The organism is Embleya hyalina (assembly GCF_003967355.1).
Taxonomy (GTDB): Bacteria; Actinomycetota; Actinomycetes; order Streptomycetales; family Streptomycetaceae; genus Embleya; species Embleya hyalina.
In genome coordinates, this window is sequence record NZ_BIFH01000026.1 from 66253 (window position 1) to 84500 (window position 18248).

Annotated in this window: 18 protein-coding genes; 14 read left to right on the forward strand and 4 right to left on the reverse strand. The window is 72.9% G+C overall.

Annotation, left to right across the window (positions count from 1 at the left end; genetic code table 11):
- Positions 1 to 156 precede the first annotated feature (156 nt).
- On the reverse strand, positions 157 to 552 hold the full coding sequence (locus tag EMA17_RS27960; protein ID WP_126639908.1) for a VOC family protein: 396 nt from the start codon (positions 550 to 552) through the stop codon (positions 157 to 159).
- Between the two features lie 181 nt (positions 553 to 733).
- Between EMA17_RS27960 and EMA17_RS27965 the strand changes: the two genes are divergently transcribed.
- The 8 genes from EMA17_RS27965 (at position 734) to EMA17_RS28000 (ending at position 8692) form a co-directional block, all read left to right on the forward strand.
- Complete coding sequence (locus EMA17_RS27965) at positions 734 to 1753, forward strand: ADP-ribosylglycohydrolase family protein (protein WP_126639909.1); 1020 nt, start codon at positions 734 to 736, stop codon at positions 1751 to 1753.
- A 91-nt stretch (positions 1754 to 1844) separates the two neighbouring features.
- The gene (locus EMA17_RS27970; protein WP_126639910.1) at positions 1845 to 3332 is read left to right on the forward strand and encodes a bifunctional phosphatase PAP2/diacylglycerol kinase family protein; all 1488 of its coding nucleotides are present in this window, start codon (positions 1845 to 1847) and stop codon (positions 3330 to 3332) included.
- 318 nt (positions 3333 to 3650) lie between these two features.
- Positions 3651 to 4040: a hypothetical protein gene (locus EMA17_RS27975; RefSeq protein ID WP_126639911.1), complete on the forward strand. Its 390-nt coding sequence runs from the start codon at positions 3651 to 3653 to the stop codon at positions 4038 to 4040.
- 147 nt (positions 4041 to 4187) lie between these two features.
- The gene (locus EMA17_RS27980; RefSeq protein WP_126639912.1) at positions 4188 to 4562 is read left to right on the forward strand and encodes a VOC family protein; all 375 of its coding nucleotides are present in this window, start codon (positions 4188 to 4190) and stop codon (positions 4560 to 4562) included.
- Positions 4563 to 4684: 122 nt separating this feature from the next.
- On the forward strand, positions 4685 to 5692 hold the full coding sequence (locus EMA17_RS27985) for an ArsR/SmtB family transcription factor (RefSeq protein WP_126639913.1): 1008 nt from the start codon (positions 4685 to 4687) through the stop codon (positions 5690 to 5692).
- A gap of 96 nt (positions 5693 to 5788) precedes the next feature.
- Entirely contained in the window at positions 5789 to 6469 is a 681-nt protein-coding gene (locus EMA17_RS27990; protein ID WP_126639914.1) for a uracil-DNA glycosylase, read from the forward strand.
- A gap of 199 nt (positions 6470 to 6668) precedes the next feature.
- Positions 6669 to 7958 carry a MurT ligase domain-containing protein gene (locus tag EMA17_RS27995; RefSeq protein WP_126639915.1) on the forward strand — a complete coding sequence of 430 codons (1290 nt, stop codon included), beginning with the start codon at positions 6669 to 6671 and terminating at the stop codon, positions 7956 to 7958.
- Positions 7958 to 8692 carry a type 1 glutamine amidotransferase gene (locus EMA17_RS28000; RefSeq protein WP_126640106.1) on the forward strand — a complete coding sequence of 245 codons (735 nt, stop codon included), beginning with the start codon at positions 7958 to 7960 and terminating at the stop codon, positions 8690 to 8692. The genes EMA17_RS27995 and EMA17_RS28000 overlap by 1 nt, the downstream gene beginning before the upstream one ends.
- 88 nt (positions 8693 to 8780) lie before the next feature.
- On the opposite strand, the gene EMA17_RS28005 is transcribed toward EMA17_RS28000, so the two are convergent.
- Both EMA17_RS28005 and EMA17_RS28010 read right to left on the reverse strand, forming a co-directional pair.
- A complete protein-coding gene (locus tag EMA17_RS28005; protein ID WP_126639916.1) occupies positions 8781 to 9863 on the reverse strand; it encodes a cation diffusion facilitator family transporter in 1083 nt (360 codons plus the stop codon).
- On the reverse strand, positions 9860 to 10246 hold the full coding sequence (locus EMA17_RS28010) for an ArsR/SmtB family transcription factor (RefSeq protein WP_126639917.1): 387 nt from the start codon (positions 10244 to 10246) through the stop codon (positions 9860 to 9862). Before EMA17_RS28010 ends, EMA17_RS28005 begins: the two co-directional genes overlap by 4 nt.
- Before the next feature lie 275 nt (positions 10247 to 10521).
- Here EMA17_RS28010 and EMA17_RS28015 point away from each other — a divergent pair, with 275 nt between their 5' ends.
- The 3 genes from EMA17_RS28015 to EMA17_RS28025 all read left to right on the forward strand — a co-directional run bounded on the left by EMA17_RS28015 (position 10522) and on the right by EMA17_RS28025 (position 13948).
- On the forward strand, positions 10522 to 11946 hold the full coding sequence (locus EMA17_RS28015; protein WP_126639918.1) for a S41 family peptidase: 1425 nt from the start codon (positions 10522 to 10524) through the stop codon (positions 11944 to 11946).
- Between the two features lie 163 nt (positions 11947 to 12109).
- On the forward strand, positions 12110 to 12841 hold the full coding sequence (locus tag EMA17_RS28020; RefSeq protein WP_126639919.1) for a VOC family protein: 732 nt from the start codon (positions 12110 to 12112) through the stop codon (positions 12839 to 12841).
- A gap of 33 nt (positions 12842 to 12874) precedes the next feature.
- On the forward strand, positions 12875 to 13948 hold the full coding sequence (locus EMA17_RS28025; RefSeq protein ID WP_126639920.1) for a hypothetical protein: 1074 nt from the start codon (positions 12875 to 12877) through the stop codon (positions 13946 to 13948).
- Between the two features lie 36 nt (positions 13949 to 13984).
- Here the strand turns inward: EMA17_RS28025 and EMA17_RS28030 are convergent, their stop codons facing one another.
- On the reverse strand, positions 13985 to 14899 hold the full coding sequence (locus tag EMA17_RS28030) for a PaaX family transcriptional regulator (protein WP_126639921.1): 915 nt from the start codon (positions 14897 to 14899) through the stop codon (positions 13985 to 13987).
- Positions 14900 to 14963: 64 nt separating this feature from the next.
- Here EMA17_RS28030 and EMA17_RS28035 point away from each other — a divergent pair, with 64 nt between their 5' ends.
- The 3 genes from EMA17_RS28035 (at position 14964) to EMA17_RS28045 (ending at position 18033) form a co-directional block, all read left to right on the forward strand.
- On the forward strand, positions 14964 to 16130 hold the full coding sequence (locus EMA17_RS28035; RefSeq protein ID WP_126639922.1) for an LLM class flavin-dependent oxidoreductase: 1167 nt from the start codon (positions 14964 to 14966) through the stop codon (positions 16128 to 16130).
- 56 nt (positions 16131 to 16186) lie between these two features.
- Positions 16187 to 17251, forward strand: coding sequence for a zinc-binding dehydrogenase (locus EMA17_RS28040; protein ID WP_126639923.1), 1065 nt, complete (start codon positions 16187 to 16189; stop codon positions 17249 to 17251).
- Positions 17252 to 17604: 353 nt separating this feature from the next.
- Positions 17605 to 18033, forward strand: coding sequence for an ATP-binding protein (locus tag EMA17_RS28045; RefSeq protein WP_126639924.1), 429 nt, complete (start codon positions 17605 to 17607; stop codon positions 18031 to 18033).
- Positions 18034 to 18248 lie beyond the last annotated feature (215 nt).

An 18248-nucleotide genomic window follows, 5' to 3' on the forward strand; every position in this document is an offset into this window, starting at 1 on the left:
CCCCCGGGACATCGTCGAATTGTTACCGGCTGGTAGCTTGAGTGTGTCGCCGCCGCCGTGGGGCCGTCAAGGGGCGTCGAGAGGTGTCGACGAATCCGCCCGGCCCCGTCGACGCGACCGAGGCGCGCGGGGCACGGAACGCGGCGCGCCCGACGGTCAGATGCCGGGCCGATAGCGGATCGGATGCTCGTCCGGGACCTGCACCACACAGATGCGCACACCGTCGGGATCGGCGATCCACATCTCGTCGAGCCCCCACTCCTCGCGGCGCGGTGCGCGCAGCACGGTGGCGCCCCGGTCCACGAGTTCGCGGTGGGTGGCCGGCAGGTCCCGCACCTGGAGCCACAACCGCAGATCCTCACCCCCGGGCCCGCCGCCGGTCGCGGTGCCGGAGACCTCGAGGAAGCCGCCGCCGAGGAAGAACACCGTCCCGCGATGGATCCCGGTACCGAACTCGCGGGCGATCGCGAGGCCGAGCACGTCGCGATAGAAGATCAGCGAACGCTCGGGATCGGCGGGGCGCAGCAGGATACGACCGGAAAGTACGTCCATCCTCCGAGTTTCGCCCCGACTCGCCCGTTTCCAACCCTCACCGACCCGACCCCGGGAACACGGGTCCCCCGGTCGGACGGCCGGGTGTGCGCGGCCGGGCGTGCGGGCGGGTCGGCGAAACTCGATCGGCCACCGGCACACCGGGCCGGCAGGGTGGGCGGTCGACGAAGGGTGGTATCGCATGGTGGGGAACGCGGAGCGGGTGCGCGGGAGCATGTTCGGGTTGGCGTACGGGGACGCGTTGGGCGCGCCGACGGAGTTCCTGTCGTACGCGCAGATCGTGCGCCGGTACGACCTGCCCGGGCCGATGGACCTGGAGGGCACGCCGGCCCGGGTCACCGACGACACCCAGATGGGCCTGGCGGTGGCCGGGGCGGTGATCGACGCGCGCGCCGACGACGGGGCGTTCACCGCCGACCGGCTGACCCCGCTCCTGGTGGACCGGTTCCTGACCTGGTGGGACTCCCCCGACAACACTCGCGCGCCGGGCCACACATGCCTGTCCGCGTGCGCGGAGCTCGCCGCCGGACGGGCCTGGCCCGACGCCACCCGGCGCGGCTCCAAGGGTTGCGGCGCCAACATGCGGGTCACCCCGCTGGGCCTGCTCGACGGCGTCGACGAGGCCGACCGGTGCGGCGCCGCCCAACTCCAGTCCGCGATCACCCACGGACACCCCACCGCGCTGGCCGCCTCGGACCTGACCGCGACCGCCGTCCACGCGCTGCGCACCGGCGCGCCGATCGCCGAACTCCCCGGCCTGCTGCGCGCGCACGCCGAGGCGCAACGCGAGGTGTACCGAGGCGACTGGCTCGGCGACGACCTGTGGCGCGGCCCGTTCGCCGACACCCCGGAGGGGTTCGTCGCGCGCGGCTGGGAGGAGTGCCTGACCGTGCTCGACCGGTTGGACCGGGCCGTGGCGGAGGGCGACCGCCGCGCCGACCCGTGTCGGATCACCGGCGCGGGGTGGATCGCCGAGGAGGCGCTGGCCACGGCGGTGTTGTGCGTCCTGCTGTATCCGGACGACCCGCGCTCCGCCGTCGCCCGGGCGGCCGGCTCCTCCGGCGACTCGGACTCGATCGCCGCGTTGGCCGGCGCCATGATCGGCGCCGCGCACGGCATCGACGCCTGGCCCGCCGCGTGGTCCGAGCGCATCGAGTACCGCGCCGAACTCGCCGCGACGTCGGCGGCCCTGTCCCGCTAGATCGTGTCCGGGACCCGAGCCGTCGGGGCTTCGAACGTCGGATCGACTCCCGCCTTGCGTGTTCGTCGGGAATCTTTGCGAAGATTCACGGATGGGAAAGATCCATGCCGCCGACCGGGCGGCCTTCGCGTGGGTGGCATCGCATCATGTGCCGTGGGCGAACAAGGCGTTGCCGGCCTTGTCGCGGGCGGCCAACCATTCGCGCCTGTGGGCGGTGACCGGTGCGGGGATGGCGCTTTCCGGCGGGCGCAGCGGGCGCCGGGCGGCGTTGCGCGGCCTGGGTTCGGTGGCGCTGGCGTCGACGGTGAGCAATGTGCTCCTCAAGAGCTGGGTGCGCCGGCCGCGTCCGGTGATCGACGCGGTGCCCATGGCCCGTCGGCTGAGCCGGCAGCCGTGGACCACCTCGTTCCCGTCCGGGCACGCCGCGTCGGCGGCGGCGTTCGCCACCGGCGTCGCGCTGGAGTCGCGCCCGCTGGGCGTGGCGGCCGGCGCGCTGGCCGGCTCGGTGGCCTTCTCCCGGGTGTACACGGGTGTGCACTACCCGGGTGACGTGCTCGCGGGCGCGGCGCTCGGCGCGGGCCTGGCGGCGGTGACGCTGCGCTGGTGGCCGACCCGGCCGGTGGAGGCCGCGACCGCGCCGCAGCCGCGCGGCAAGGTGCCGTCGCTGGTCGACGGCGACGGCCTGGTGGTCGTGGTGAACGCCTCGGCCGGCCCCGAGGGCGACACCGCGCAGCGGCTGCGCGAACTGCTGCCCGCCGCGAAGGTGGTCGAGCGCGGTCAGGACGGCGACCTGGTCGCGCTGCTGTGCGAGGCGGCCCGGGAGGCGCAGGTGCTCGGCGTCGCCGGCGGCGACGGCAGTGTGAACTGCGCGGCGCGGATCGCGCTGGACCGGGGCATGCCGCTCGCCGTCTTCCCGGCGGGCACGCTCAACCACTTCGCGGGCGACCTGGGGCTGATCCGGCTCGACGACACCGCGCAGGCGCTCGCCGCCGGCGAGGCGGTCCTGGTGGACGTCGCCGAACTCCAGCGCGACCACTCACACCCGTTCTCCGACGACGGCGAGGAGTTGGGCCCGGAGTTGTTCCTGAACACGTTCTCGCTCGGCGTGTATCCCGATCTGGTGCGCTTCCGCGAGGAGTTGGAGCGGAAGATCGGCAAGTGGCCGGCCATGCTGGTCGGCCTGGTGCGGGTGCTGCGGGACGCGGGCCCGGTGAAGATGCGGGTCAACGGTCGGCCGAGGTCGTTGTGGCTGATCTTCCTCGGCAACGGGCAGTACGCCCCGGAGGGCTTCGCGCCCACGTATCGCCCCGACCTCACCGACGGCCTCCTCGACGTACGCATCGTCGACGCGTCGCGCCCCCTGGCCCGCACCCGACTGGTCGCCGCCGTGCTGTCCGGCACACTCGGCACCTCGCGGGTCTACGAGGCGTCCACGGCGCGCACGATGCACCTGTCCGAGATCCAGGAGGGCGCCGAACTCGCGGTGGACGGCGAGGTCCGCCCCGGCGCCTCCCAGCTCCGCGTCGCCAAGGGCCGCCGGCTGATGGTCTACCGCCCGGACGGCGCCCTCCGCGACTGAGCGCGACCGAGCGGGCGCCCGGGTGGGCCGGAGGCCGGGCCGGTTCGGCCGGCCGTCCGGACGGGCCGACGTGAGGGCCTTCCCGATAGCGGACGCGGGGGTCCGTGGGGACTAATGGTGCGAGCGGGGGCGCCTGTGCGGGTCGCGGGGGCCTCGATGGAAACCGGTGGGCGGGTTCCGCGCGTGGTGGGGGTGCGGGGCCCGAATGGGGGCACCGCTACGGTGTGGGCCGCCGGTCGAGTGGCCGGGGGTACGGGCAGGTTTCGATCGGGGGCAGTGGTGGCGGTTTCGGGCGCGATATCCGGGTCGGCCGGACGCGTGGCGACGGTGTTGGCGGCGGGCCGGGTGGCCGCCGGGGTGGTGTCGTTGGTGGCCCCGCGCGGCGGGGTGTGGTTGCGGCCCACGGCGGCCCGCGAGGCGTCGCTGCTCGGCCGCGGTCTGGGCGCGCGCGACGTGCTGTTGGGCGCGGGGGTACTGCGGGCGCTGGCCTCCGGGCGCGGCACCGCCGAGTGGGGTTGGTTCGCGGCGGCGTCGGACCTGGTCGACGGGGCGGGCGGGGCGCTCGAGTGGCGGCGCCTGACCCCGGCGGAACGCACGTGGGTGGGCGCGGTGTTCGCGCTGGCCGCGTGCGAGGCGGCGGTGGCGCTGTCCCTGGCCGGCGGGGACACCGAGGCCCTGCGGGGGGTCCTCCCCGTCATACCCGAGTAGGCCGGCCGGGCCGACACCGCAACCGCCTCCGTCGCGTCGGCGTCCTCCGTACCGCATCCGCCACGCCGGGTCCCGTCCCGAACGGCCGCCGTCCACAACGCGGCCGGCCGACGGACGGATCCCGGCTCGACCCGGGGAGACCCCACCGTGGCCGTCAGCCTCAACCACACCATCGTCCCGGCGACCGACCACCGCGCCGCGGCCCGCTTCTTCGCCACCGTCATGGGCCTGGAGGAACTGCCTCCGGCCGGCGCCGACGGCCACTTCGCCCCCGTGCGGGTCAACGAGCGACTCACGCTCGATTTCATGACCGTGCCCGCCGCCGAGGGGCACCATCTCGCCTTCGACGTCGACCCCGACACGTTCGACGCGATCCTGGCCCGCATCCGCGCGGCCGGGATCCCGTACGGCAGCAGCCCTCGCGATCGGACCAACGGCCGCATCGACCACCCCCTGTGCCCGCGCGGCCTGTTCTTCGCCGACGACTCGGGCAACCTGTACGAGGTGATGTCCCCGGCCTGACCGGCCGAAAGGCCCAACCCGCGCGGCCCCGGCCCTTGCAGCCCGATGCAAACCTTTCGACCGGGGCGTTGGGGTCGCTACCGTGGCGTGGGGGCCGTTGAAGGGATTGTCGCGGGGGTAGCATGCTCCGGTTCCACCTGACCGGCGAAGATCTGCACCGGTTGCGGTTGGCCGATCGGCTCGACCCGATGTGGGAGATCGCGTTCACCCTGCATCTCCTGCAAAACCGGGAGCCCGACCCCGTGTTCGCCGCGTGGCGGCAGGAGGTGTGCGCCGCGCTGGAGTCGGCCGAGCTGACCCGGGCGGTCCGGGAACTCGCCCGGCTCTATCCGCCTTCCGAGCCCTTCCCCGACTTCCTGGTGCCCCCGGGTACGGCCGGCGACCTGGACACCGGCATCGACCGGGTACTGGCCACCCCGCCCGCCACGATCGCCGCCGAACTGGCCCGACTGGCGGCCGGCAGACGGCCGTTGCCGAGTTGGGCCGGGATCCTGGCGGGCGGCGACGCGGCCGGTCTGCAACGCTTCGGCCGACTGCTGCGCGCCTATCACACGATCGCGGTCGCCCCGTACGCCTCCCGGGCCGCGACCGCGTTCGAGGCGGATCGGGCGCAGCGCGCGGAGGCGATGCTCTCCGGCGGGGTACGCGGCCTGCTCGGCAGCTTCCCGGCGCAACTGATGTGCTGGCGCGACGACATCCTGAGCACGCCCTGCCCGGTCGACGCCGACATCCGCGCCGACGGCCGGTCCATCGTGCTGGCGCCGTCGTTCTTCTGCGGCCCGCATCCGTTCGCCGTGGTGCGGCCCGGACTCCCCATCGTGCTGACCTATCCCGTCGCCCGCCCGGCCGACTGGCTCACCCGGGGCCGGGTCGCCCTCGACGCGTCCACCATCCCGCTCTCCCGGCTCGTCGGCTCCGCCCGGGCCGCCGCGCTGGACGCGATCGGCAGCGGGGTCAACACCTCCCGCCTGGCCGCGATCATCGGCGTGTCCATGGCCACCGCGAGCCGCCACGCGAGCGTGCTGCGTGAGGCGGGGCTGGTCTCCTCCGAACGCCGCGGCCAGTCGATGGTGCACGTGCGCACCCGTCTGGGGACCGCGCTGCTCAACGGTCGTGTCCCCCGGATCTGACCGGCCCGGACGGTCGGCGGCACCCGTCGCGGGTGCTCGCCGACCGGAACGTCGGCGTGCGGGTCGTGTCACCCGTTTGCCCTATGCTCAACTCCCATGGTGGCACGGCCGTTGGGCGAAATTGTCGAGGCAGGATGGGCCAAGGCCCTGGAACCGGTGGCGGGTCGCATCGCCGCCATGGGCGACTTCCTGCGAGGAGAGATCGCCGCGGGGCGACGCTACGTGCCCGCGGGCGCGAACGTACTGCGGGCGTTCATGCAGCCGTTCGCGGATGTGCGCGTGTTGATCGTCGGCCAGGATCCCTACCCGGGCGCCGGGCACGCGGTCGGCCTGAGCTTCGCCGTCGCCCCGGAGGTGTGGCCGCTGCCGCCGTCGCTGATCAACATCTTCACCGAGATGAACCGCGACCTGGACCTGCCCCTGCCGACCAACGGCGACCTGACCCCGTGGACCACGCAGGGCGTACTGCTGCTCAACCGATCCCTGACCACCGCTCCCGGGCGCTCCAACGCACACCGCGGCAAGGGCTGGGAGGAGGTCACCGAGCAGGCGATCCGGGCGCTCGGCGAGCGCGGCACGCCGCTGGTGACCATCCTGTGGGGCCGCGAGGCGCGCAACGCCCGGTCGCTGCTCGGCCCGGGCGCGGCGGTGGTGGAGTCGACCCACCCGTCCCCGAAGTCGGCCGACTTCGGCTTCTTCGGCTCGCGCCCGTTCTCCCGCACCAACGACCTCCTGGTCGCCCAGGGAGCACAGCCCATCGACTGGCGCCTGCCGTAGGGCACGCGGGCGGAGCGCGCGGCGAGCCGACCGGCTCGACCGCAACCGCGACGACCGGCGCGGGCGTCCCCTCTCATGCACATCCCGTACACACCGTCGCCGGCGACGGAAGGGCGGATGATCTCGATAGGGTGGCGGCCGGTACACCCGGTCATGGGCCACCGCCGGTCGGGGCCGTCGCTTGGAGGAACCTTCTTCGATGTCAGGCAATAGCGTTCCCGGCCAGGGGGCCGCGCCGCGGCGCTCCCCCGAGGCGTTGCCGCCGCGTTCCAAATTGGCGATCACCGCGAGTCGGGTGACCGCGGCCATCTCACGGCGTGCCGGCAAGGGCAGCGGTTCGGTCATCGGCGGCAAGCTCGCGCTGCGGCTCGCCCCGGACCTGCTCGCGCAGTTGTCGGTGGGGTTGCAGGTGGTGCTGATCTCCGGCACCAACGGCAAGACCACCACCACGCGCCTGGTCGCCGAGGCGATGCGCGCCGCGGGTCCCGTGGTGTCCAACGCGCTGGGCGCGAACATGCCTGCGGGAATCACCTCCGCGCTGGCCGGCGCGGGCGACGAGGCGCGTTACGGCGTGATCGAGGTCGACGAGAAGTACCTGGCCGGTGTCGCCCGCGACTCCGACCCGGTGGCCATCGCGCTGCTCAACCTCTCCCGTGACCAGCTCGACCGGGCCGCCGAGACCCGCATGCTCGCCGAGAAGTGGCGCGAGGGCCTGCGCGGGCGCGACGCGATCGTGGTCGCCAACGCCGACGACCCGCTGATCGTGTGGGCCGCCTCGTCCAGCAAGGACGTGCTCTGGGTCGCCGCCGGGCAGACCTGGCAGGAGGACTCCTGGTCCTGCCCGCAGTGCGGTGGCGTGATGCAGCGTCCGGGCGACGACTGGTTCTGCTCGCAGTGCGACTTCCGCCGCCCCTCCCCCACGTGGTCGCTCGCCGGGGAGCAGATGGTCGACCCCGACGGGCGGATCTGGCCGCTGCACCTGCAACTGCCCGGCCGGGCCAACCGGGCCAACGCGGTCACCGCGGCGGCCATAGCGTCGTTGTTCGGCGTGCCCGTCGAGGCGGCCCTGGAGCGCATGAAGCACGTCACGGCCGTTGCCGGTCGTTACGACGTGGTCGACTACATGGGCCGCAAGCTGCGACTGCTGCTCGCGAAGAACCCCGCCGGCTGGGTCGAGACGTTCTCGCTGATCAACCCGCCGCCGACGCCGGTCATCCTGTCCGTCAACGCGCTGGACGCGGACGGCAAGGACACCTCGTGGATCTGGGACGTCGACTTCACCCAGCTCGCCGGCCGTCCGCTGTTCGTCCTCGGTCAGCGCCGCCTCGACCTGGCGGTCCGCCTGGAGGTCGCGGGCCTGCAGTTCCAGGTCTTCGAGACGGCCGCCCAGGCGGTGGCGGCGTGCCCGCCCGGCCAGATCGAGGTCATCGCCAACTACACGGCGTTCCAACAGCTGCGCAAGACGATCAAGGAAGCGGCACAGGCATGATCGGTGAGAGCAGGCTGCGCCTGGTCTGGATCTACCCGGACCTGCTCAGCACATATGGCGACCAGGGCAACGCGCTGATCGTGGAGCGGCGCGCGCTGATGCGCGGCATCGAGGTCGAGCGCGTCGACGTACGCTCCGACCAGCCCGTGCCCACGTCCGGCGACATCTACCTGATCGGCGGCGGCGAGGACCGGCCGCAGCGCCTGGCCGCGGAGCGGTTGCGCCGCGACCCGGGCCTGGCCACCGCGGTGGGCGCGGGCGCCGCGCTGCTCGCGGTCTGCGCGGGCTACCAGATCATCGGTACCGAGTTCATCGACGACCTGGACCAGCCCGAGGCGGGCCTGGGTCTGCTCGACGTGCGCTCCGGCCGCGGCGCGCCCGGCAAGCGCTGCGTCGGCGAGGTGCTGGCCGAGGTCGACCCGGCCCTCGGACTGCCGGTGTTGTCCGGCTTCGAGAACCACCAGGGCGTCACGTACGTGGGCCCCGGCGCCAAGCCGCTGGCCAGGGTCACCCACGGCAGTGGCAACGGCACGGGCGACGGCACCGAGGGCGCGTACGCGGGTCGGGTGATCGGCACGTACATGCACGGTCCGGTGATGTCCCGCAACCCGGCGCTGGCCGACCTGCTGCTCACCTGGGCCACCGGTGTGCCGCTGACCCCGCTGGGCGACCACTGGCACGAGCAGTTGCGCTCGGAGCGCCTGCGCACCGTGCGCGCCGCCGCCGCGAACTGACCCGTTCGCCGGCCGCCGGCATCCGCTTCGGGCCCGCGTACCGTCGAGGTACGCGGGCCCGATCGTGTGTCGCCCTCGGCGCGCCCGCTCAGGGCGTGTGTACCGCCCCGTGCGGGTCCTCGCAGTGGCCGCGTGTGGCACCGATGGACAACACCGTCGGGTCGGCGTGGTCGACCTGGAGCGTGGTGTGGGTGATCGAGTACCGCTCGCGCAGCCGCCCCTGGAGCCGGTCGCGGACCCGGTGGCAGTCGTCGCCGGGCTCGACCAGGACGTGCGCGGACAGCGCCGGGAAGCCCGACGTGATGGTCCAGATGTGCAGGTCGTGGATCTCGGTGACGCCCTCGACCGAGGCCAGGTCGGCGCCGACCGCGTCCGGGTCGGTGCCCGTGGGGGCGGCCTCCAGGAAGATCCGCCACGACTCGCCGACCAGCGTGATGCCGGACTTGAGCATCAGCGCCGCCACGACCAGCGACGCGATCGCGTCGGCGCGGGCGAAGCCGGTGGTGAGCACCACGATGCCGGAGACCAGGGTGGCGATGAACGCCCACAGGTCGTTGAGGATGTGCTGGTAGGCGCCCTCGACGTTGAGGCTGGAGCGGTTGGCCTTGGAGATCAGCCAGGCCGCGATCACGTTGACCACGATGCCGACCGCGGCGGTGACGATGACCAGGCCGCCCTCGACGTCGGGCGGCGTGATCAGCCGGCGCACCGCCTCGTAGGTGAACCACACCGCGAGCACCAGGAACGTGATGCCGTTGACCTGCGCGGACAGGATCTCCGCCCGCTTGAAGCCGTACGTCCACCGCCCCCGCGCGGGCCGGGCCGCCAGGCGCATCGCCACCAGCGCCAGGCCGATCGCGAACGCGTCGGTGACCATGTGGCCGGCGTCGGTGATCAGGGCCAGTGAACTGGCCAGGATGCCGACCGTGACCTCGACGACGATGAACGCGCCGATCAGGACGAGGGCGGCGGTCAGGTAGCGCCGGTCGGCGTCGGCGGCGACGCCGTGCGAGTGCCCGGCGTGGCTGCCGCCGCCGTGGTCGTGCCCGGCGTGCGCCGCGTGGTCGTGGTCGCCGGGGCCGTGGTCGCCGGGGCCGGCGGCCGGGCCGCGGACCGGCTCGGTGGTCCCGGGCCCGCCCGGGGCGCCGTGGTCGTGATCGCGGGTGCTCATCGGGCCCCTCCGGGGATCTCGGTCGCGCAGCCGATGTGATCGGTGGCCGGGGCGTGGCCGATGTGCGCCAACGCCACGTCCAGGAGCAGGCGCACGTGGGCGTCCGCGAGGCGGTAGTAGGCCAGTCGCCCCTCCCGGCGCACCGTCACCACCTGGTGCGCGCGCAGCAGCCGCAACTGGTGCGAGACGGCCGATTCGCCCTGTCCGCACGCGGCCGCGAGGTCGCGTACGCACAACTCGCCCTCCAGGAGCGCGACCAGCAGGGTCAAGCGCCCCGGGTCGCCGAGCAGCGCGAACACGTCGGCCGTCTCGGCCAGGTGCCCGCCGTCGGGCAGTCGGGACCGCACCGAGTCCACCAGATCGGCGTTCACCGGCTGCGCCATCGGGCCGCCTCCGTCGTCATTCCCATATGCCACCTCGGGTCGGCTTCGACATCGTAACGTCTGAATAGATCTTCATACGAACGCCTGAACAAAACATAGGGGCAGGGGGTATGCGTTCGCAAGCGGGACGGGCCGATCGGGGGTTACCCCCACCCGAGACAGACCGGCTCGCGCGATGTCGCGCCGGCCCGGAGCCGGCGGATTCTGGTGCGTACAGACAAGCACCGATTCGATCGTTCGACCGAAGCTCGTACCGCATCGGAACAGGAACCACGATGACCAAGCTGTTCGGCACCTGTGCGACGGTGGCCGCCGCCACCCTGCTCGCGACCACCGCCGGCATCGCGTCGGCCACGGCCGACACCGCGCCACGAGAGCGCCCGTCACCCCACCAGGACGGCGTCTGGCGGGTGGACGGCTACGGCACCGTGCTGACCATCGAGAACGGCACGTTGCAGCAGTACGACACCACCGCGATCAGCTGCCTCAAGGGCTCGACCGCGACCCGCGCGACGGTGGACGGCGACACGATCGGCTACCAGGCCGACAACGGCCGCGTCCTCGCCGTACGGGTGAACCCGAACCGCGGGCAGGCCACGCTGCACTTCACCGACGCACCGGACCACCGCAACCTGCGCCGCGTCGCGGCCCTGCCGGCGACCTGCTCCCGTCCCCTGCCCGGGGACCCGCGCACCACGTTCGACGTCTTCCATCGGACCTTCGCCGAGAACTACCCGTTCTTCGCCGCCAAGGGCGTCGACTGGCGGTCCGTCGGCGATCGATACCGGTCCCGGGTCGGCCCGAACACCACCGACGACGAACTCTTCGGAATCTTCCGGGAGATGCTGGACCCGCTCGACGACGCGCACCTGTACCTGAACGGCGGCCCGAACCGCTTCTTCGCCGAGGCCCGCCCCGGCACGACCGCCCCGACGCCCGAACTCGACGCGAGGATCAAGGCGTACATCCAGGAGCGCGACCTGGGCGCCGACCATCCGCTGACCGAGTACGGCCAGGGTCGGATCAGCTACACGGACCTGCCCGACGGCCAGGGCTACCTGCGCGTCTCCGGCTTCCTCGGCTACGTCGAGGACCCCAGGGGCGGCTACGCCGTCAACGCCGCCGAACTCGACCGGGCGCTGAACTCCATCCTCACCACCGAACGGGTGCACCGACTGCGCGGGTTGATCGTCGACCTGCGCGTCAACGGCGGCGGCGCGGACAACCTCGGCCTGAACCTGGCCGCGCGCCTGACCGACCGCCCCTACTTCGCCTACGCCAAGCAGGCCCGCAACGACCCCCTCGACCCCGCCCACTTCACCCCGGCCCAGCCCATCCGGGTCCGCCCCGCTCCGGGCGTACCCCACTACACCGGCCCGCTCGCGGTCCTCACCGGCGGCTCCACGGTCAGCGCGGGCGAGACCTTCACCCAGTCCCTGATGAACCGCCCGGGCCACACCGTGCGCATCGGCGAGGCGACCCAGGGCGTCTTCTCCGACGTCCTCGACCGGGCCCTCCCCAACGGCTGGCGACTCGGCCTCCCCAACGAGGTCTTCCGCACCCGCGACGGCACCACCTTCGACGGCACCGGAATCCCCCCACACATCAGTGAACCGGTCTTCACCGACGAGGAGTTCGCCCACCACAAGGACTCCGCCTTCGACCGCGCGGCGGCCGAACTCCACGCCCGCGCGAACTGACCCCGCCCTCCCCCTCGGGACCCGCGCCTCGTGGCACGGCGCGCAGGTCCCGAGGCCCGTCCGGAAAACTCGGATGCGGGGGTCGTGCGTCGCGCCTAGGCTGCACGTTTCGGACTCGGGCGGGCGTCGAAGCGACCGCCGGTCGATCGGAGACGCACGAAAGATGACCAGTCGACTGTTCGCCGTCTGCTTCGGCGCGACCGACCCGGCGGGCCTGGCGCGGTTCTGGTCGGAGATCCTGGGATGGGAGAGCGCCGTCGACGGCGCGGATGACGACGTCGCGATCCTGTCGCCCGACCCTGCCGGGTTTCGGGTGCGCTTCCTGCCGAGCCGGGAGCCGAGGATCGGTCGGAATCGGGTGCACTTCGACCTGACGAGTGCCTCCCCGGAGGTCCGGTCGAAGACCGTGGCCCGGGCCCTCGAGCTGGGCGGCCGGCATCTCGACGTGGGCCAACTCCCGGAGGAGACCCACGTGGTGCTCGCCGATCCGGACGGCAACGAGTTCTGCGTCATCGCGGCGGGCAACAGGTTCCTCTCCGACACCGGCCCCGGCCGCATCGGCGCGCTCTCCTGTGACGGTACGCGGGAGGTCGGCTGTTTCTGGAGCAAGGCGCTGGGATGGCCGCTGGTCTGGGACCAGGACGAGGAGACCGCGATCCAATCCCCGGACGGCGGCCCGAAGATCACCTGGGGCGGCCCCCCGGTGGCGCCGAAGACGGGCCCGAACCGGCTGTTCTTCGAGCTGGCGCTGCCCGCCGACGCCGACCGCGAAGCGGAGATCGCCCGGCTGATCTCGCTCGGTGCGACGCGCCCGGATGCCGCCGAGGACGCCGACGGCCGGGTGCTGTTGATCGACCCCGACGGCAACGAGTTCACCCTCCGCCGGCCCGGATGACCGCCTGTCGCCGACGTTCGCTAGCTTTCCGGCATGTCGATCACCGCACATCTGCGCGACTCGGCGCGGCTGCCGGGGGATGCCCCGGTCCACACACATGCCGTGGACAAGCGTGGGAACGGGTCACGCCGCGTCCTGGTTCGGCGCGAGCACCGGGTGGACGTCCACGACGTGGACGAGTTCTTCGCGGGCACGCTCGCCCCGAGGGCCACGTTCCCCGTTCCGTGGCCCGGGTGGGACCACGGCGCCGACGCGCTGAGCCCCGACGCGTCGTTCATGGTGTTCTCCGGTCAGCGTGCGGTGACGGCCGTCGGCGCCGACGGCGAGCGGTTGTGGGAGTACCGGCACAGCTGTTGGGGACCGGTCGGCGGTCACACCCACACGGGCGACGAACAGCAGGTGTGCCGCGGCTTCGAAAGCGGTTCCTGTCACGTCTCCGACGACGGCCGACACGTCTGGGCCCACGTCGTGCGCGGCGGACACGACGTGGACTGGGACGACTGGCACGAGTGCTGGGTGGTCCTGGACGCCCGCGACGGACGTGAACTCGCCCGCATGCGGCTGGACAGCGCGGCCGGCGGCTCACACCAACTCGCCCACCCGGACGGGATCCACGTCGGCCTCTGCATCGGCATGGGCCAGGACGGCGTTCTGCTGCACTGGGCGCGCCTGGACGGCGACACGCTGACCGGGTGGGACCTGAACGACGACATGGACCGCATCCTGATGGACGTCCAGGCGGGCCACCACGGCTTCCTGACCGTCGAAGAAAACGGCGCCGACCTGCGACTCCACGCCCTGGACGGCACGGTGCTCGCCGAGGCAGACCCGGAGCCGAACGACGACGAGTCCCCGTCCTGGTGGGACCACACCTGCGGCTTCGTGGACACCGACACGGTCATCGCCACCACGATCGATGCCGACGACGACGCGGATCGCCCGGCCCGGCACTGGCTGTTGGACGCGCGAACCCTCACCCTCCGCGGCCCGGTCACGTACCCCACCGGCCCCGTCACCGCCTACGTACACCCTCTCGGTGACGGGACCTGGCTGACCTACGACGGCGCGAGCAGGACCTTCGACCGCTGGAGCGAAACCCCCTCCTGATCACGGCGCCCGGGGCTTCGACCGGACCGGCCGGGATCAGGGCAGTCTCGGGTCGCGGTCCAGCGCGGCCCACCAGCGGGCGGCCGGGGTGTGGATCCGCCGCCAGGTGGTGATGAACAGGTCGTTCGCGGTGCCGCCGGGCCAGTCGATCGGGAGGAGCGCGGCCGGCAGGCGCGGGTCGCGTTCGAAGGTTTGGCGCCACGCGTGCACCATGCGGGTGCGCAGGACGAAGGCCGCTTCGTCGGAGTCGGCGCGCACGTCGGCGAAGCGGGCGACGAAGTCGTCCAGGATCGTGCGCACCGCGACCAGATCCCACGCCTGTTCGACCAGCGCCCGTTCCCGCGCGGCGTCGCACACGGTCGACGTCATCCACGTCGCGTGTTCGGTCAGGCCCTGCTCGGCGATCAACGCGCGCAGTGCGTCCACCCCGCCCGGGTCGGCCGCGATCCACACGCCCCGGCCCAGGTCGCCGAAGCCCTCGAAGGCGAGTTGTTCCTCGATCACCGCCCGCGCCTCGCGCAGCGCCGCCGGTGGGCGGAACAGGAGTTGTTGCCACCGGCCCGACCAGGGCGTCTCCCGGGTCGCCCGGGCCAGCCGCTCGGTCCAGCCGGTCAGCAGGCGGTACAGCGACGGCGCGAGGGTCAGCCGGGTGTAGCGCCCCTCGGAGCGGACCGACAGCCACCCCTCCCGGGTCAGTCGGGTGATCGCCCGCCGGGTCGCCGCCTCCGGGACCCCGAGCGCGTCGAGCGCGGCCACCACCGTGGGCGACCACACCCCGTCGTGCCCCGGCCAGCGCACGTACTCCCCCAGCACGGTCAGCAGCAGCGTGCGCGCACTCGGCCCGCCGTCGGCGGTGCGCCGGGTGCGCGGGCCGGTCGAGGTACCCGCGGCCGACCCGGGCGACGTCCGGCCGGCGCCCCTTGTTTCCTCGCCATCCTCCATGTAGGACATAACTCATCCAAGCACGTTCTTGTGTCCTATGAAAGTGCTCCACGCGTCGACGAAAGGCCCGCCCGTGTCAGAGGCCGCCCCACCGACCCGCTTCGGCGCGTTCATCGCGCCCTACCACGGCATCGACGGCAACCCCGCGCTGCAACTGCGCCGCGATCTCGACCTGGTCGGGCACCTGGACACCCTCGGCTTCGAGGAGGCGTGGATCGGCGAGCACCACTCGGCCGGCTACGAAACGATCGCCTCCCCCGAGGTGTTCATCGCCGCCGCCGCCGAGCGCACCACCCGGATCCGGCTCGGCACCGGCGTCAACTCGCTGCCGTACCACCACCCGCTGGTCCTGGCCGACCGCATCGTGCAGCTCGACCAACAGTCGCGCGGGCGGGTGATGTTCGGCTCCGGGCCCGGCCAACTGGCCTCGGACGCCTTCATGATGGGCATCGACCCGATGCGCCAGCGGAGCATGATGGCCGAGGCGCTGGCCGCGATCGTCCCGCTCCTGCGCGGCGAGACGGTGACCATGAAGACCGACTGGTTCACGCTGGAGCAGGCCCGGCTGCACCTGGGCCCGTACACCCGCGCGGGCATCGAGACCGTGTGCGCCTCCACCGTCTCCCCGTCCGGATCGGTCCAGGCCGGCACGCACGGCATGGGCCTGCTCTCGCTCGCCGCCGCCGACCCGTCCGGCTTCGCCGCGCTGGCGACGAACTGGGACGTGTACGCCGAGACCTGCGCCGAGCACGGCCATGTCGCCGACCGCGAACGCTGGCGCCTGGTCGTCCCGATGCATCTGGCCGAGACCGTCGAGGCGGCGCGCGAGCAGGCCGAGTACGGGGTGCACCACCTCGTCGACTACATCCAGGGCCTGTCCGGGACGACCATGCCGTGGGGGGCGACGCCCGCGGCCGCGATCACGCGGTGGACCGGCGAGGGTTTCCCCACCTTCGGCGTCGCGATGATCGGCACTCCCGCGCAGGCGATCGAACGGATCACCGCGATGGCGGAGCGGTCCGGCGGCTTCGGCACGCTGCTGCTGCTCGACCTGCCGATCGCCCGGCCGGCCGACAAGTGGCGCAGCTACGAGTTGTTCGCCGAGTACGTGGTGCCGCACTTCACCGGCGCCAACCGCCCCCGGCGGGCCTCGATGGCCTGGGCGAACGAGAACAGCGAACGTTTCATCGGCGCCCTGCGCCAGGCCGTCGTGGCGGCGATGACCCCGCCGGCGTCCTGACCGGTCGTCACACCCGAGACCCATCCACCCGAAGCCCAGGCAGGGAGACGCCCATCATGCGAGCAGCGGTACTGCGCGGCGGCACATTCACCGTCGAGGACATCGCGGCCCCCGAACCCGGCGAGGGTCAGGTCCTCGTGGAGACGGTGGCCTGCGGGATCTGCGGCTCGGACCTGTCCGCGTACAGGCACACCGCGGAATTCCTCCGGGCCTCGATCGACTCGGACACCCCCTCGTTCGTCTTCGACCCCGACGCCGACCTGGTCATGGGCCACGAACTCGCCGCGCGCGTGGTCCGCCCGGGCCCCGGGGTGACCGGGTTCGAGCCGGGCGAGGTGGTGGTCGGGCTGCCGTGGGCGCTCGACGGCGGCGGTGTACTGCGCACCATCGGCTTCTCCAACACCTTCCCCGGCGGCTTCGGCGAGCGCATGGTGATGCAGGCCGCGGCGCTGGTCAAGGTGCCCGGACACGTGCCGCCGCACGTCGCGGCGCTGACCGAGCCGCTGGCGGTGGGCTTCGGCAACGTGGCCCGCTCCGGCGCCGAACGCGGCGGCTCGGCGATCGTGATCGGCGCCGGCCCGATCGGCCTGGGCGCGATCGCCGGTCTGATCGAACGCGGTGTCGCGCCCGTCGTCGTCTCCGAACCCTCGCCGCGCCGGCGCGAACTCGCCCGCGCGTTCGGCGCACACGTGGTGGTCGACCCGGCCGAGCGCGATCCGTTCGACGCGTGGCGCGAGAGCGCCGAGCCGGGATGGGCACCGACCGTCTTCGAGTGCTCCGGCAAGGCCGGCATGTTCGACCGGATCACCTACGCCGCACCCCGCGGCGCCACGGTGCTGCTGATCGGGGTGTGCATGACCGAGGACACCTTCCGGCCGGTGGTGGGGATCTACAAGGACCTCACGGTGAAGATGTGCCTGACCTATCCGCCCGAGGAGTACCCGAAGACCCTCGCCCGGATCGCCGCCGGCAGTGTGGACGCGGCTTCGCTGATCACCGGTCAGGTCGGCTTCGAGGGGGTGGCCGCGGCGATCGACACCCTCGGCCGCCCCGACGAACACGTCAAGGTCCTGGTCCGCCCGCACCTGACCGGCACGGACGTACATCCGCCCACGCCGTGACGAACGCCAACCGCCCGGTGCCCGGCTCGGCCCGGTCGACCGCGGAGCGGCGGGCGCGCGAAACACGAATCACGCGTACGGGTGGACCCGGTTCGGCCGCCCCTGGCGCACGCTGTGCGTGGGCGGCGCGCCCGCCAGGGCGTTTCGCCGGCGCGCGCCCCCGAACGCCCCGCCGAGGGAGGCGTGGAAGTGTCGCAAACTGGACGCGGCGGGTGTCGGAATCGGTACGCTCCGAGGGAATTCCCTCGGAAGATCCGTACACCCGCCATCGGGGACATCATGAGCCACACCAGGCGCCGCAACGGTGCCGTGTCCGTCCGTCACGTGACCGCCACCGGCTCGGGAGGCGCGGCATGACCGTGCTCAACGATGCCCATCCGGTGTGTCGATTCGACCTGCCGCCACACGAGGCGGAGGTGTCCGCGGCCCGCCGCAAGGTGGTCGCGATCGCCGTCGAGTGGGGCATGCCCGCCCACGGCGATCTTGTGGACACCCTGCGCCTGGTGGTCTCCGAATTGGTGACCAACGCGGTCCGACACGCGGGCGTACTGACCCCCGCCATCGCGGTGACCGTGCGCGGCACGGCCGAGGGGGCGCTCCAGGTCGGGGTGCACGACCGACATCCGTTCTGCCCCAAGGCCCTGGTGGAGACGGTCGACGACGACAGCGGCCGCGGCCTGCTGATCGTGAAGACCCTGGTCGCCGAGGCCGGCGGTTACGCGGGGATCCAGCCGGACGCCACCGGCGGCAAGACCGTGTGGGTGTGCCTGCCGCTGCGCTGAGCACCCGGGCCGGGCCCTCGCCGGCCGGCTCGATCGTCCGTTCCGTCACATCGCCTCGCTCCCGTCGGTCGTGTCCGTGACACGACACCACGAAGATGTGGGACCGATGGACGAGAACGACGTCCTTGCCGGCCGCTTCGAGGAACACCGGGCCCACCCGCGCGCGGTGGCGTACCGCATGCCCGGTTCGTTCGGCGAGCCGACGACGCGGTCCG

Bases quoted from the DNA above. Each gene is read 5' to 3' on its own strand.
- EMA17_RS27985 (WP_126639913.1), top strand. From the start codon at position 4,685: ATGCTCCGGTTCCACCTGACCGGCGAAGATCTGCACCGGTTGCGGTTG.
- EMA17_RS28040 (WP_126639923.1), top strand. From the start codon at position 16,187: ATGCGAGCAGCGGTACTGCGCGGCGGCACATTCACCGTCGAGGACATC.
- EMA17_RS27960 (WP_126639908.1), bottom strand. From the start codon at position 552: ATGGACGTACTTTCCGGTCGTATCCTGCTGCGCCCCGCCGATCCCGAG.
- EMA17_RS28030 (WP_126639921.1), bottom strand. From the start codon at position 14,899: ATGTCCTACATGGAGGATGGCGAGGAAACAAGGGGCGCCGGCCGGACG.
- EMA17_RS28025 (WP_126639920.1), top strand. From the start codon at position 12,875: ATGTCGATCACCGCACATCTGCGCGACTCGGCGCGGCTGCCGGGGGAT.
- EMA17_RS27990 (WP_126639914.1), top strand. From the start codon at position 5,789: ATGGTGGCACGGCCGTTGGGCGAAATTGTCGAGGCAGGATGGGCCAAG.
- EMA17_RS28005 (WP_126639916.1), bottom strand. From the start codon at position 9,863: ATGAGCACCCGCGATCACGACCACGGCGCCCCGGGCGGGCCCGGGACC.
- EMA17_RS27995 (WP_126639915.1), top strand. From the start codon at position 6,669: ATGTCAGGCAATAGCGTTCCCGGCCAGGGGGCCGCGCCGCGGCGCTCC.
- EMA17_RS27965 (WP_126639909.1), top strand. From the start codon at position 734: ATGGTGGGGAACGCGGAGCGGGTGCGCGGGAGCATGTTCGGGTTGGCG.
- EMA17_RS28045 (WP_126639924.1), top strand. From the start codon at position 17,605: ATGACCGTGCTCAACGATGCCCATCCGGTGTGTCGATTCGACCTGCCG.
- EMA17_RS27970 (WP_126639910.1), top strand. From the start codon at position 1,845: ATGGGAAAGATCCATGCCGCCGACCGGGCGGCCTTCGCGTGGGTGGCA.
- EMA17_RS28020 (WP_126639919.1), top strand. From the start codon at position 12,110: ATGACCAGTCGACTGTTCGCCGTCTGCTTCGGCGCGACCGACCCGGCG.
- EMA17_RS28015 (WP_126639918.1), top strand. From the start codon at position 10,522: ATGACCAAGCTGTTCGGCACCTGTGCGACGGTGGCCGCCGCCACCCTG.
- EMA17_RS28010 (WP_126639917.1), bottom strand. From the start codon at position 10,246: ATGGCGCAGCCGGTGAACGCCGATCTGGTGGACTCGGTGCGGTCCCGA.